The organism is Serratia rubidaea, from assembly GCF_016026735.1.
GTDB classification, from domain to species: domain Bacteria; phylum Pseudomonadota; class Gammaproteobacteria; order Enterobacterales; family Enterobacteriaceae; genus Serratia_B; species Serratia_B rubidaea.
Map to the genome: position 1 here is coordinate 1,070,872 of NZ_CP065640.1, position 14,087 is coordinate 1,084,958.

General features: G+C 62.6%; 9 protein-coding genes. 6 read left to right on the forward strand and 3 right to left on the reverse strand.

From position 1 onward, the window contains the following. Positions 1–27 precede the first annotated feature (27 nt). On the reverse strand, positions 28–1,677 hold the full coding sequence (locus I6G83_RS04910; protein WP_054307070.1) for a Na/Pi cotransporter family protein: 1,650 nt from the start codon (positions 1,675–1,677) through the stop codon (positions 28–30). Between the two features lie 300 nt (positions 1,678–1,977). On the opposite strand from I6G83_RS04910, the gene I6G83_RS04915 reads away from it, so the two are divergent. Beyond that, positions 1,978–2,724, forward strand: coding sequence for a glucose 1-dehydrogenase (locus I6G83_RS04915; RefSeq protein WP_015962108.1), 747 nt, complete (start codon positions 1,978–1,980; stop codon positions 2,722–2,724). A 10-nt stretch (positions 2,725–2,734) separates the two neighbouring features. Here the strand turns inward: I6G83_RS04915 and metH are convergent, their stop codons facing one another. Continuing rightward, positions 2,735–6,415 (reverse strand): methionine synthase, encoded by a 3,681-nt coding sequence (gene metH, locus I6G83_RS04920; RefSeq protein ID WP_054307069.1) that lies wholly within the window; start codon positions 6,413–6,415, stop codon positions 2,735–2,737. 255 nt (positions 6,416–6,670) lie between these two features. Between metH and iclR the strand changes: the two genes are divergently transcribed. The 5 genes from iclR to I6G83_RS04945 all read left to right on the forward strand — a co-directional run bounded on the left by iclR (position 6,671) and on the right by I6G83_RS04945 (position 12,298). Beyond that, positions 6,671–7,501 carry a glyoxylate bypass operon transcriptional repressor IclR gene (iclR, locus tag I6G83_RS04925; RefSeq protein ID WP_015962110.1) on the forward strand — a complete coding sequence of 277 codons (831 nt, stop codon included), beginning with the start codon at positions 6,671–6,673 and terminating at the stop codon, positions 7,499–7,501. Between the two features lie 267 nt (positions 7,502–7,768). Continuing rightward, entirely contained in the window at positions 7,769–8,308 is a 540-nt protein-coding gene (gntK, locus tag I6G83_RS04930; RefSeq protein ID WP_054307068.1) for a gluconokinase, read from the forward strand. Further along, positions 8,305–9,642 carry a gluconate transporter gene (gntU, locus tag I6G83_RS04935; RefSeq protein WP_054307067.1) on the forward strand — a complete coding sequence of 446 codons (1,338 nt, stop codon included), beginning with the start codon at positions 8,305–8,307 and terminating at the stop codon, positions 9,640–9,642. The genes gntK and gntU overlap by 4 nt, the downstream gene beginning before the upstream one ends. A 118-nt stretch (positions 9,643–9,760) precedes the next feature. Then, entirely contained in the window at positions 9,761–11,575 is a 1,815-nt protein-coding gene (gene edd, locus I6G83_RS04940) for a phosphogluconate dehydratase (protein ID WP_015962113.1), read from the forward strand. 81 nt (positions 11,576–11,656) lie between these two features. Further along, positions 11,657–12,298, forward strand: a complete 642-nt coding sequence (locus I6G83_RS04945) for a bifunctional 4-hydroxy-2-oxoglutarate aldolase/2-dehydro-3-deoxy-phosphogluconate aldolase (protein ID WP_054307066.1) — start codon at positions 11,657–11,659, stop codon at positions 12,296–12,298. A 29-nt stretch (positions 12,299–12,327) separates the two neighbouring features. On the opposite strand, the gene aceK is transcribed toward I6G83_RS04945, so the two are convergent. Beyond that, positions 12,328–14,073: a bifunctional isocitrate dehydrogenase kinase/phosphatase gene (aceK, locus tag I6G83_RS04950; RefSeq protein ID WP_054307065.1), complete on the reverse strand. Its 1,746-nt coding sequence runs from the start codon at positions 14,071–14,073 to the stop codon at positions 12,328–12,330. Positions 14,074–14,087 lie beyond the last annotated feature (14 nt).

Here is a 14,087-nt window from a genome sequence, read left to right on the forward strand (position 1 = left end):
CGCCCCCGCATGATACGGGGGCGTTTTTTACAGCGTTCTCGGCGTATCTTCCCAGTCGCGCTCGTCATCACGCTCGTCCTGATCCAGCACGTTGTACGCCACCGCGCAGAACAGCGAGTTCAGACGCTTCATATCCCCCAGCAGCCCCAGATGCAGCGAGCTGGTCTTAATGCTCTGCACGTTCTGCTGATGCAGGCGATCGACGTGTGCGTGGGCGTAGCGCCGGTCCAGAATGCGGAAACGATGCTTGGAACGGCGCAGGCGCTTGGCGCTGGTGAGATCTGCCGACAGGAATACCGACAGGCTCAGGCGCAGGTTCGCCACCAGCCGCTCGTGCAGCGCGTCCAGCTCCGCCAGCCCCTCCGGTGAGAACGCGCGCCGCGCCGCGTGGGACTTGCCCGCCACGTCGCCGGTCATCCGTTCGATAATGTCGCCGGCCTGCTCCAGGTTCAGCGCCATTTCGATGATCTCCGCCCAGCGGCGTGAGTCTTCCTCGCCCAGATCTTCTTTCTGAATTTGCGCCAGATAGAGTTTGATCGCGGTGTACAGCACATCGACGTCATCATCCAGCCGGCGCACCTCTTTGTCCTGCCCCAGCTTGCCGTGCAGCACCTCGTGCTGCAGGATCAGCATATGTTCCACCACGTCGCCCATGCGCAGCGTCTCGCGCGCCGCATTGGCCAGCGCCAGCGACGGCGTATCCAGCGCGCTGCTGTCGAGGTGGCGCGGGCGCAGGCGCGGATCTTCCTCCGGCGCATCGGCGATCAGCATGCGGCACAGCCGCGCCATCGGATCGGCCAGCGGAATAAACAGCAGGCAGCGGATCAGGTTGTAGAACACGTGGAAATAGATCACCAGCTCTTCGCCCTGCACCGGCAGCCTGGCCATCCAGTCCGCCAGATAGGTGACAAACGGCAGCAGCAGCGCGCTGCCCAGCAGTTTGAACAGCAGGCTGCCCAGCGCCACGCGCCGTCCGGCCGCGTTCTGCCCGCTGCTGTTGATGGTGGCCAGCAGGCCGCTGCCGAGGTTGGCGCCAATCACCAGACACAGCGCCACCTTCAGTGAAATCACGCCGGAGGCGGTCAGCGTGGCGGTCAGCAGCACCGCGGCCAGGCTCGAGTAGCTGATGATAGCGAACAGCGCGCCGGTCAGCGCGTCCAGCATCACGTCGCCGGTCAGGGAGGAAAACAGCACTTTGACGCCGGCCGCCTGAGTGATCGGCGTCGCCGCCGCCACAATCAGCTCCAGCGCCAGCACGATCAGGCCAAGGCCGATAAACACGCGCCCCACCTGCCCTACACGCGTCTGTTTGCGGCTGAGGAATAAAATCACGCCGACGAAAATCAGCAGCGGCGACAGCCAGGAGAGATCGAAGGTCAGCACCCGCGCCATCAGCGCGGTGCCGACGTCGGCGCCCAGCATAATCACCAGCGCAGGCGCCAGCCCCACCAGCCCCTGGGCGACAAAAGAGGTGACCAGCAGCGCGGTGGCGTTGCTGCTCTGCACCAGCGCGGTCACGCCGATGCCGGACACGAACGCCAGCGGTTTTTTCTCTACGCTGTCGCTCAGGATACGGCGCAGGTTGGCGCCGTAGACCCGCATAATTCCGGTGCGCACGATGTGGGTGCCCCACACCAGCAGCGCCACGGCGGAAAGCAGGTGAAGAAGGGTCAACACGGAAGGAACGCTCCCTTAACGTCCGGCAAGCTGGGCCATCCTGCCTGCCGGGCGTGAAAAAGGCAGGACAGCAAAACGGCGACGGGCCACATCCGCCAGGCGCTCAGCGCCGGCTTCCCTGGCCCGGAGAAAATGCTGCAACTTACCGTAATGTAACAGATTCAACGTGCAGATCAATTAACCACCCCTCAACGGTTGGCGGCGCGATTGCGCTGGCGCAGCCGGCGACAAGCCCTTACTATCAGGCAGGATACTGCCCCGCTCATGAAGAGCGGCGGCCACCACAGACAAGGATGAAAGATGAGCAGACTGGAGAATAAAACCGCGCTGATCACCGGCGGCGCATCGGGCATCGGCCTGGCTATCGCCCAACGCTTTCTGGAAGAGCAGGCGCAGGTGATTATCACCGACATCGTCCCGCGCCGCGGGGAGCAGGCGCTGGCGCAGCTTGCCGCCTACGGCGGAAAAGTCCGCTTCCTGCCGCACGACGTCACCAGCGAAAAAGAGTGGCAGACGGTGTTTGCGCAACTGCAGCAATGGGCGCCCCGTCTGGATATTCTGGTCAACAACGCCGGGGTCAGCCTGTACAAGAATATCGAGCAGACCTCCTACCGGGAGTGGAAAAAGATGCTGGCGGTCAATCTGGACGGCGTGTTTCTCGGCACCCGCCAGGGCATTATGGCGATGAAGCCGCACGGCGGCAGCATTATCAATATCAGCTCGATTGAAGGACTGGTGGGCGATCCCAATCTGCCGGCCTACAACGCCGCCAAAGGCGGCGTGCGCCTGCTGACCAAGTCCGCCGCGCTGCATGCCGCCCGCAGCCGCTACGGCATCCGCATCAACAGCCTGCACCCCGGTTATATCCATACGCCGATGATCGGCCATGACCCGGAGATGCTGCGCCAGCTCACGGCGCTGCACCCGATCGGCCATCTGGGCGAAGCGCGGGATATCGCCAACGCCGCGCTGTTCCTGGCCAGCGACGAATCGGCGTTCGCCACCGGTACGGAACTGGTGATTGACGGCGGCTACACCGCGCAGTAGCCCGGCAGCTCTAGTCGGCGTCGTACCCCAGGTTCGGCGCCAGCCAGCGCTCGACTTCGCCGACGCTCATGCCTTTACGCGCCGCATAGTCTTCCACCTGATCGCGCTGAATTTGCGCCACGGCGAAATACTTGCTCTGCGGATGGCTGAAGTACCAGCCGGAGACCGACGCGCCCGGCCACATGGCGAACGATTCGGTCAGCTTCATGCCGGTATGGCGCTCCACGTCCAGCAACTGCCAGATCTGCGCCTTCTCGGTATGCTCCGGGCAGGCCGGATAGCCCGGCGCCGGACGGATGCCCTGATAGTTCTCGCGGATCAGCTCTTCGTTGCTCAGGTTCTCATCTGCGGCATAGCCCCAGTGCAGCTTGCGCACCTGTTCATGCAGGTATTCGGCGAACGCCTCCGCCAGCCGGTCCGACAGCGCCTTCACCATGATTTTATTGTAATCATCATGCTGCGCGTCATAGGCCGCCGCCAGTTCGTCCTCCTCCAGACCGCCGGTGACGGCGAACGCGCCGAAGTAGTCCGCCTTGCCGCTATCTTTCGGCGCGATAAAGTCCGCCAGGCAGTAGTTGGCAAAGTCGGTTTTTTCGGTCTGCTGGCGCAGGTGACGGCTCACCGCCAGCGGCGCGTCGCGCTGCTCATCGCGGTAAATCTCGATGTCGTCGCCGACGCGGTTGGCCGGGAACAGGCCGTAGACGCCGCGCGGATTGAGACGGCCGGAGGCCGCCAGGCTATCGAGCATCTGGTTGGCGTCATGGAACAGCCGTTTGGCCTCTTCCCCCACCACTTCATCTTCCAGAATGCGCGGGTATTTGCCCGCCAGCGACCAGGTCATAAAGAACGGCGTCCAGTCGATATACGGCCGCAGGGCGGCGATATCCGCCTGCGCCGGAAAGACGCCGAGACGCTGCGGCGCCGGCGGCGTGTAGCTTTCCCAGTCCAGCCGGGTGGCGTTGTCGCGCGCCTGCTGCAGGCTGACCGGCGGCGTGCGCGGCTTTTTACGCGCGTGCTGGATGCGCACGGTTTCATACTCTTTGCGCGTGCGGGCGACGAACTCGTCGCGCTGGGTCGCCGACAGCAGCGCCGCCACCACACCGACGGTGCGCGAGGCGTTCTGCACGTAGGTGGTCGGCCCGCTGTAGTTCTGCTCAATCTTCACCGCGGTGTGCGCCTTGGAGGTGGTGGCGCCGCCGATCAGCAACGGCAGGGTAAAGCCCTGACGCTCCATCTCTTTCGCCACGTTGACCATCTCATCCAGCGACGGCGTGATCAGGCCGGAGAGGCCGATAATATCGACGTTCTCTTCACGCGCGGTTTTCAGGATCTTGTCGGTCGGCACCATGACGCCGAGGTCGATAATTTCATAGTTGTTGCACTGCAGCACCACGCCGACGATATTCTTGCCGATGTCATGCACATCGCCCTTCACCGTCGCCAGCAGCACCTTGCCGGCGGTGGTGCCCTGCTGCTTGCTGGCCTGAATATAAGGCTCAAGATAGGCGACCGCCTGTTTCATTACGCGCGCCGACTTCACCACCTGCGGCAGGAACATTTTACCCTCGCCAAACAGATCGCCCACCACGTTCATGCCGGCCATCAACGGCCCTTCGATCACTTCGATCGGCCGCTCCGCCTGCTGACGCGCCTCTTCGGTGTCCAGTTCGATAAATTCGGTAATGCCCTTCACCAGCGCATATTCCAGCCGCTTCACCACCGGCCAGCCGCGCCACTCCGCCTGCTGAATATCGGCGTCTTTATCTTTGCTGCCGCGGTACTTTTCCGCCAGCGCCAGCAGGCGCTCGGTGCCGTCGTCGCGGCGGTTGAGGATCACATCCTCCACCGCCTCGCGCAGTTCATCGGAGAGATCGTCATAGATCGCCAGCTGCCCGGCGTTGACGATGCCCATATCCATGCCGTTGCGGATCGCGTGGTAAAGAAATACCGCGTGGATCGCCTCGCGCACCGGATCGTTGCCGCGGAAGGAAAATGAAACGTTGGACACGCCGCCGGAGATCATCGCGTGCGGCAGATGCTTTTTGATATCGCCGCAGGCTTCAATAAAGTCGACGGCATAGTTGTTATGCTCATCGATGCCGGTCGCCACGGCGAAAATATTCGGGTCGAAGATAATATCTTCCGGCGGGAAGCCGACCTTCTCAGTCAGGATCTGATAGGCGCGGCGGCAGATTGCAAATTTGCGCTCGCGGGTGTCCGCCTGGCCGACTTCGTCAAACGCCATCACCACCACCGCGGCGCCGTAGCGGCGCACCAGCCTGGCGTGGTGAATAAAGGCCTCTTCGCCCTCTTTCATCGAGATCGAGTTAACGATGCCCTTGCCTTGAATACATTGCAGCCCTTTCTCGATCACCTCCCATTTCGAGGAGTCGATCATAATCGGCACGCGGGCGATATCCGGCTCGCCGGCGATCAGATTCAGGAAACGCACCATCGCCGCTTCCGCGTCGAGCATCCCCTCATCCATATTGATATCGATAATCTGCGCGCCGCTTTCCACCTGCTGCAGCGCCACTTCCAACGCCTCGGCGTATTTGTCCTCTTTGATCAGCCGCTTGAAGCGGGCCGAACCGGTGACGTTGGTGCGCTCGCCCACGTTGACGAACAGCGTGTCGGCGTCGATATTCAGCGGCTCCAGGCCGGACAGGCGGCAGGCCACCGGCAGCTGCGGCAGAGGACGCGGCGCAACGCCCTCCACCGCTTTGGCCATGGCGGCGATATGTGCCGGCGTGGTGCCGCAGCAGCCGCCGATAATATTCAGAAAGCCGGATCGCGCCCACTCGCCCACCTGGCTCGCCATCTCCTGCGCATCGAGATCGTATTCGCCGAAGGCGTTGGGCAGGCCGGCGTTCGGGTGCGCGCTGACGTAGCCTTCACAGATGCGCGACAGCTCCGCCACATACTGACGCAGTTCATCCGGCCCCAGCGCGCAATTCAGGCCGAAGCTCAGCGGTTTGACGTGGCGCAGCGAGTTGTAAAACGCTTCGGTGGTCTGGCCGGACAGGGTGCGGCCGGAGGCATCGGTAATGGTGCCGGAGATCATGATCGGCAGCGTAACGCCCAGCGCCTCAAATTCACTTTCCACCGCAAACGCGGCGGCTTTGGCGTTCAGCGTATCGAAGATGGTTTCGATCATGATCAGATCGACGCCCCCTTCCACCAGCGCGCGGGTGGATTCGCGGTACGCCTCCACCAGCTGGCTGAAGGAGATATTGCGGAACGCCGGGTCGTTGACGTCCGGCGAAATCGAGGCGGTGCGGTTGGTCGGGCCAAGCACGCCGGCTACGTAGCGCGGTTTGTCCGGCGTGCGCGCCGTCCATTCGTCAGCGCAGCGACGCGCCAGACGGGCGGCCTCACGGTTGATCTCGGCCGACAGCGCTTCCATATGGTAATCGGCCATCGCGATAGGGGTGGCGTTAAAGGTGTTGGTTTCGAGGATATCCGCGCCCGCTTCCAGGTAGCCGTGGTGGATCGCGCTGATGATGTCCGGCTGGGTCAGCACCAGCAGATCGTTATTGCCTTTCAGGTCGCTCTGCCAATCGGCAAAACGCGCGCCGCGGTAATCCTGTTCTTCCAGCTTATAACTCTGGATCATGGTGCCCATGCCGCCGTCCAACACCAAAATACGCTGCTCTAGCTGCCGGCGCAGTTGTTCCACTCGATTCGTCACTGTAACCCCTTAATTCCCCGACCTTTCCCGGTGGCGAGAGACAGCCTGCCGGCAGGTGTCGGGCAGATATTGCCATCACCCAATCGCTCAAAAATCGATTCATCCTAGCACAGTAACGCGCCGCATCGCGTCGACCGCTGGTTGAGAGTTTTTCAGGTTGTTCGGTTGACACATCCGATGAGCGCAAACGCCGCTTGCAATTCATACTTAAAAAACGAAAATAAATTCCATGATACGGAAAAAGGAAGCGTAACCATGGCGACACCCGTTCCCGTCAAACGCGGCAAGAAGCCCCGCAGCGCCGCGCCGGCCGCCGGCAGCGCCACCGGCCAGGTGCAGTCTCTGACCCGTGGGCTGAAACTGCTGGAATACATTGCTGACGCGCAAGGCAACGTGGCGCTGACCGATCTGGCGCAGCAGGCCGGCCTGCCGAATTCCACCACCCACCGTTTACTGACCACCATGCAGCAGCAGGGCTTTGTGCGCCAGGTCGGCGATCTCGGCCTGTGGACCATCGGCTCCCACGCCTTTGTGGTGGGCAGCAGCTTTCTGCAGAGCCGCAATCTGTTGGCCATGGTGCACCCGACGCTGCGCCGGCTGATGGAAGAGTCCGGCGAAACCGTCAATCTGGCGGTGATGGATAAAGCCGAATATCAGGCGATTATTATCGATCAGGTGCAGTGCAACGCGCTGATGCGCATGTCGGCGCCGATCGGCGGCAAGCTGCCGATGCACGCCTCCGGCGCCGGCAAAGCGTTTCTGGCCGCGCTGGCCGATGAACAGGTCACCAAACTGCTGCATCAGAAAGGGATGCATACCTATACGCCGCGCACCCTGACGCCGCATAACCTGAAGGAAGGACTGGCGCAGATCCGCAAGCAGGGCTTTTCCTTTGATGATGAAGAGCACGCGCTGGGGCTGCGCTGCGTCGCGGCCTGTATTTTCGACGAGCACCGTGAGGCCTTCGCCGCGATTTCTATCTCCGGCCCGGTGTCGCGCATTACCGACGACCGGGTGATCGAACTCGGCGCGCTGGTGATCCACGCCGCCAAAGAGATCAGCCTGGCCTACGGCGGCGTCCGCTAAGCTCCTCCGACCCTCTCCACCAGGAGAGGGTTTCCCACGCCTTTTTGCTGATGCCCGCCGTCAAGGGCGTACACATGTTAACCACGTGTAAAATCAAGCTGACAAATTGTTTCCCTGCTAAGTAAAAACTTGAAGCCGATCACAGTTAACGATCGCCAAAGGTAAAGCCGTTTGCCTCCTATCCTCCTTGCCTCGAAAATGTTACCGATAACATGTTACCGGTAACAGCAAGGCGGTAACGCCAATTTCAGGTTTGGGAGCTACACCATGACCAATCAGCAAAACCGTATTTACGTCATCATGGGCGTTTCCGGCAGCGGAAAATCCGCCGTTGCCGCCGCGGCAGCCCGCCAATTGTCCGCCGGTTTCCTCGACGGGGACTTCCTGCATCCCCGCAGCAATATCATGAAAATGGCCGAAGGCGTGGCGCTGAACGACGACGACCGCGCCCCCTGGCTGGCCGCGCTCAACGACGCCGCCTTCGCCATGCAGCGCACCAATCAGGTCTCCATCATCGTCTGCTCGGCGCTGAAAAAGCACTACCGCGACCGCCTGCGCGCCGGCAACGCCAACCTGTCGTTTATCTATCTGCACGGCGACTTCCCGGTGATCGAAGCGCGCATGGCCGCACGCAAGGGCCACTTCTTCAAGCCGCAGATGCTGGTATCGCAGTTTGACGCGCTGGAGCAGCCGGGCGCGGACGAGAGCGACGTGATGGCGGTGGATATCAACCAGCCGCTGGAAGCGGTGATCGCCGATACGCTGCAGCATATCCGCAGCTTTATGCCGCAGGAGGCCTGCGCGTGAGTACCCTGACACTCGTGGGTACCGCCGTCGGCTCGGTTCTGTTACTGCTGTTCCTGGTGATGAAGGCACGTATGCACGCCTTCGTCGCCCTGATGCTGGTTTCCATCGCCGCCGGTATTTTCTCCGGCATGCCGCTGACCACCATCGCTGACACCATGCAAAAAGGCATGGGCGATACGCTGGGCTTTCTGGCGATCGTCGTGGCGCTGGGGGCGATGTTCGGCAAGATTCTGCATGAGGTCGGCGCGCTCGACCAGATTGCCTCCTACCTCCTGAAGCGCTTCGGCGAGAGCAAGGCGCACTATGCGCTCGGCATCGCCGGGCTGGTGTGCGCACTGCCGCTGTTCTTCGACGTCGCCATCGTGCTGCTGATCGGCATTGTGTTCGCCGTGGCGCGCCGCACCGACGGCAATATCGTCAAGCTGGCCATCCCGCTGTTTGCCGGCGTGGCCGCCGCCGCCTCCTTCCTGCTGCCGGGGCCGGTGCCGATGCTGCTGGCCGCCCAGATGAAGGCCGACTTCGGCTGGATGATCGCCATCGGCCTGGTGGCGGCAGTGCTCGGCATGCTGATCGCCGGGCCGCTGTACGGCAGCTTTATCAGCCGCTTTGTCAACTGGCAGATGCCGGCCGATGAAGCCGAGCCGGTAAAACTCAAAGGCGCGATGCCCTCCTTCGGCTTCAGCCTGGCGCTGGTGCTGTGCCCGCTGGTGTTGGTCGGGATGAAAACCATCGGCGCCCGTCTGGTGCCGCCGGGTACGCCGCTGCACGACTGGCTGGAATTTATCGGCCACCCGTTCACCGCCATTCTAATCGCCTGTCTGATCGTGATTTACGGCCTGGCGAAACCGCGCGGCATGACCAACGAACAGACGCTGGCCATCTGCTCCGCCGCGGTACAGCCGGCCGGGATTATTTTGCTGATGACCGGCGCCGGCGGCGTGTTCAAACAGATCCTGGTGGATTCTGGCGTCGGCCCGGCGCTGGGCGACGCCATGATCGGCGCCGGCCTGCCCATCGCCGTCGCCTGCTTCGCCCTTTCCGCGCTGGTGCGCGTGCTGCAGGGGTCGGCCACGGTCGCCTGTCTGACCACCGTCGGCCTGGTGCTGCCTATCACCAGCCAGATGGGACTCGGCGGCGGCCAGCTGGCGGCGCTGGCCATCTGTATCGCCGGCGGCTCGATCGTACTGAGCCACGTTAACGACGCCGGTTTCTGGCTGTTCGGCAAGTTCACCGGCGCCAACGAAATGCAGACGCTGAAAACCTGGACGGTGATGGAAACCATCCTCGGCACCACCGGCGGGATTGTCGGCATGATCGCCTTCACCCTGTTCTGATTCGACACACTGACAACAACACCAGCAACGGCCCTCGGCATGCTGCACTTCTGGGCCACCGGCCGCATGCGAGGGCCCCGCTATCCGGCGGGCCTATAACGAAAAATGTGAGGAAGGTATGATTAACTCAACCCTATCCCGTGTAACGCAACGCATTATTGAACGCTCCAAACCAAGCCGCGCCGCCTATCTGGCGCGCATCGACGCGGCGCGCTGTAAAACCGTACACCGCTCCCAGCTGGCCTGCGGCAATCTGGCGCACGGCTTCGCCGCCTGCCAGCCGGATGATAAAACCGCGCTGAAAAATATGGTGCGCAGCGATATCGCCATTATCACCGCCTACAACGATATGCTGTCCGCCCACCAGCCTTACGAAAACTACCCGCAACGGCTGAAACAGGCGCTAAACGCCGTGGGCGCGGTCGGCCAGGTGGCCGGCGGCGTACCGGCGATGTGTGACGGCGTGACCCAGGGCCAGGACGGTATGGAGCTGTCGCTGATGAGCCGCGATGTGATCGCCATGTCCGCTGCGGTCGGCCTGTCGCACAATATGTTCGACGGCGCGCTGTTCCTCGGCATCTGCGACAAAATCGTGCCGGGGCTGGTGATGTCGGCCCTCTCCTTCGGCCACCTGCCGGCGCTGTTCGTCCCGGCCGGGCCGATGAGCAGCGGGCTGCCGAATAAAGAAAAAGTGCGCGTACGCCAGCTGTATGCCGAAGGCAAGGCCGACCGCCAGGCGCTGCTGGAGGCCGAGGCCGCCTCTTACCACGGCATCGGCACCTGCACCTTTTACGGCACCGCCAACACCAACCAGATGATCATGGAAGTGATGGGCCTGCATCTGCCGGGCGCCTCTTTCGTGCATCCGGACACCCCGCTGCGCGACGCGCTGAACGACGCGGCGGCGCGTCAGGTGACGCGCCTGACCGAAACTGCCGGCAACTATCTGCCTATCGGCCGCCTGGTGGATGAAAAGGTGGTGGTTAACGGCATCGTCTCCCTGCTGGCGACCGGCGGCTCCACCAACCTGACCATGCATATGGTGGCGATGGCTCGCGCGGCTGGCATTATCATCAACTGGGACGATTTTTCCGAGCTGTCGGAAGCGGTGCCGCTGCTGTGCCGGATTTACCCGAATGGCCCGGCGGATATCAACCAGTTCCAGGCCGCCGGCGGCGTGCAGCTGGTGGTGCGTGAACTGCTGCAGCATGGCCTGCTGCATCAGGATGTGCATACCGTCGCCGGCTTCGGCCTGGAGCGCTATACCCAGGAGCCGTGGCTGGACAACGGCCAGCTGGCCTGGCGCGACGGCGCAGAGCGCTCGCTCGACGACAGCGTGATTGCCAGTATCGCCCAGCCGTTTGAACACCACGGCGGCACCAAGGTGATGTCCGGCAACCTCGGCCGCGCGGTGATGAAAACCTCCGCCGTCCCGGCGGATAACCAGATTATCGAAGCGCCGGCGGTGGTGTTTGAAAGCCAGCACGATATCGTACCGGCGTTCGAGGCCGGCCAGTTGGATAAGGACTGCGTGGTGGTGGTGCGTTTCCAGGGGCCGCAGGCCAACGGCATGCCGGAGCTGCACAAACTGATGCCGCCGCTCGGTGTACTGATGGATCGCGGCTTCAAGGTGGCGCTGGTCACCGACGGCCGCCTGTCCGGCGCCTCCGGCAAGGTGCCTTCCGCCATCCACGTTACGCCGGAAGCCTACGCCGGCGGCGAGCTGGCGAAAGTGCGTAACGGCGATATGATTCGCGTGAACGGCCGCAGCGGCGAGCTGACGCTGCTGGTCGATGACGCCGAACTGGCCGCGCGTGAAGCCTATCACCCGGATCTGAGCGCGGAACACATCGGCTGCGGCCGCGAACTGTTCGGCGCGCTGCGTAGCCAACTGTCCGGCGCCGAACAGGGCGCCTGCTGCATTAAATTTTAACCGCACGCGGCGGACGGCGGCGGGGGCGTCAACCACGGCCGCCGTCTGCCGTTTGCGGTCAATTCTGGAGAGGAACCGTCTATGAATAACTGGAAAACAAGCGCTGAGCAGATCCTGACGTCCGGCCCGGTCGTCCCGGTCATCGTCATCAATAAACTGGAGCATGCGGTGCCGCTGGCGAAAGCGCTGGTTGCCGGCGGCGTGCGCGTACTGGAAGTAACGCTGCGCACCGACTGCGCGCTGGAGGCCATCCGCGCCATCGCCAATGAGGTGCCGGAAGCCATTATCGGCGCGGGCACCGTAATTAACGCCCAGCAGCTGCAAGCGGTCGCCGACGCCGGCGCGCAGTTCGCCATCAGCCCCGGCCTGACCGACTCCCTGCTGCAGGCCGCCACTGCCGGCAGCATCCCGCTGATCCCGGGGATCAGCAGCGTCTCGGAACTGATGCTGGGCATGGACTACGGCCTGCGCGAGTTTAAATTCTTCCCGGCTGAAGCCAACGGCGGCGTGAAGGCGCTGCAGGCGATCGGCGGCCCGTTCCCGCAGGTGCGTTTCTGCCCGACCGGCGGCATTTCGCCGAACAACTACCGCGACTATCTGGCGCTGAGCAGCGTGCTGTGCATCGGCGGCTCCTGGCTGGTGCCGGCGGACGCGCTGGAAAGCGGCGACTACGGCCGCATTACCGAACTGGCGCGTGCGGCCGTGGCCGGCGCCGGCGCGTAATCATCCCGGGCGCAGCCTGGCTGCGCCCCTTACGCCGTGGCGGACAGCTGCGGCGCACCGCGCTGGCTGAAGCGCCGCCTTTTACGATAGGCGAAGACGTCCTCCACATGCCCCTGACGGATGCGCTGCTGCAGGCCGCGCCAATACGCCGCTTCAAACAGATCGCCGTGCAGCGTTTCGAAAACCTGGCGGATACGCGGATCGCTGCACAGAAAATGGCGAAACTCCTCGGGAAACACATCGTTGGGCGCGATGCTGTACCACGGCTCGCTGGCCAATTCATCTTCCGGATAGCGCGGCGGCGGAATATCGCGGAAGTTCACCTCGGTCATATAGCAAATTTCATCGTAATCGTAGAACACCACCCGCCCGTGGCGCGTCACGCCAAAGTTTTTAAACAGCATATCGCCCGGGAAAATGTTCGCCGCCGCCAGCTGTTTAATGGCGTTGCCGTACTCTTCAATCGCGTCATGCGTCTGCCGTTCGTCGGCCTGCTCCAGATACAGATTCAGCGGCGTCATGCGGCGTTCCATATACAGGTGACGGATAATGATGCGGTCGCCCAGATCCTCCAGCTTGTCCGGCACCTCCCGCTCCAGCTCCGCCAGCAGTTCCGGGCTGATGCGCGCCTTGTCGATGACAAAGTTCTCATACTCCTGGGTATCGGCCATTCGCCCCACCCGGTCATGCTCCTTCACCAGCTGGTAACAGGCCACCACCTGCGCCGGCGTCACCTCTTTCTGCGGGGCGAAGCGGTCTTTAATAACCTTAAAGACCCGATCGAACGACGGCAGGGTAAATACCAGCATCACCATGCCCTTCACCCCCGGCGCAATAATAAACTGCTCCTGCGAGCGGGCCATAAACGTCAGGTATTCGCGGTAACATTCGGTTTTACCGTGCTTCTGGCAGCCGATCGCCATATACAATTCGGCGGTGGTTTTGCCCGGCAAGATTTCCCGCAGCCATTCGACCATCGCCGCCGGCAGCGGCGCATACACCATAAAGTAGGAGCGGGCGAAGCCAAAGACGATGCTGGCTTCCTCTTTGCTGGTCAGGCAGGTATCGATAAACAGCGCGCCGGATTCGCTGTGGTGTATCGGCAGCAGAAAGGGAAACACGCCGTCTGCGGTGCGCAGCTTGCCCACCAGCCAGGCGGCTTTATTGCGATAAAACAGTTCGTTGGCGATCTGGAAGGTGGCGTCGGCCAGCTGCGCCGGCGTGAAGGCCTGCTGCAACGCCGCCGTGACGTAGCGGATATCGCGCGCCAGATCTTCCCAGGGCAGGCGCAGCGGCAAATCGGTCAGCAGGGTGTGCAGCATGGCGCAGAGATCGCCGTTCGGCGTCACGTCGCGCGCCAGCGGGCGGGGAATATCGCGAAAGCGCCGTTCCGGCTGCGAGCTGAAGACAAACAGCTTCTCCGGCGTTAAATCGCGGTGCTTAAACAGCCGGCAGTAGACCGAGTTAAAAAAACTCTCGGCAATCTCAAAACGCGGGTACTCCGGCAGCAGGTCGGTATACACCGCCTTGACCCGGCAGGGGAAATCCGCGTCGAAGTATTTCTGCCCGGTGATGCATTTCAACTGCTCCACCACCAGCCCGACGTGGTGATCATAAAGGTGGATGCGCTGTTTCATCGCCTGCTGCACCGCAGGCCAGTCCGCCCGTTCGAAACGCTGCTGCGCCCCGGCGGTCACCTCCAGAAAACGCCCGTACTGCGCATCAAAGCCCTGCAGGATAGTCTGCGCGATTAACAACTCCATTTTTGCTGCCATCGAGTCCTCCCAGC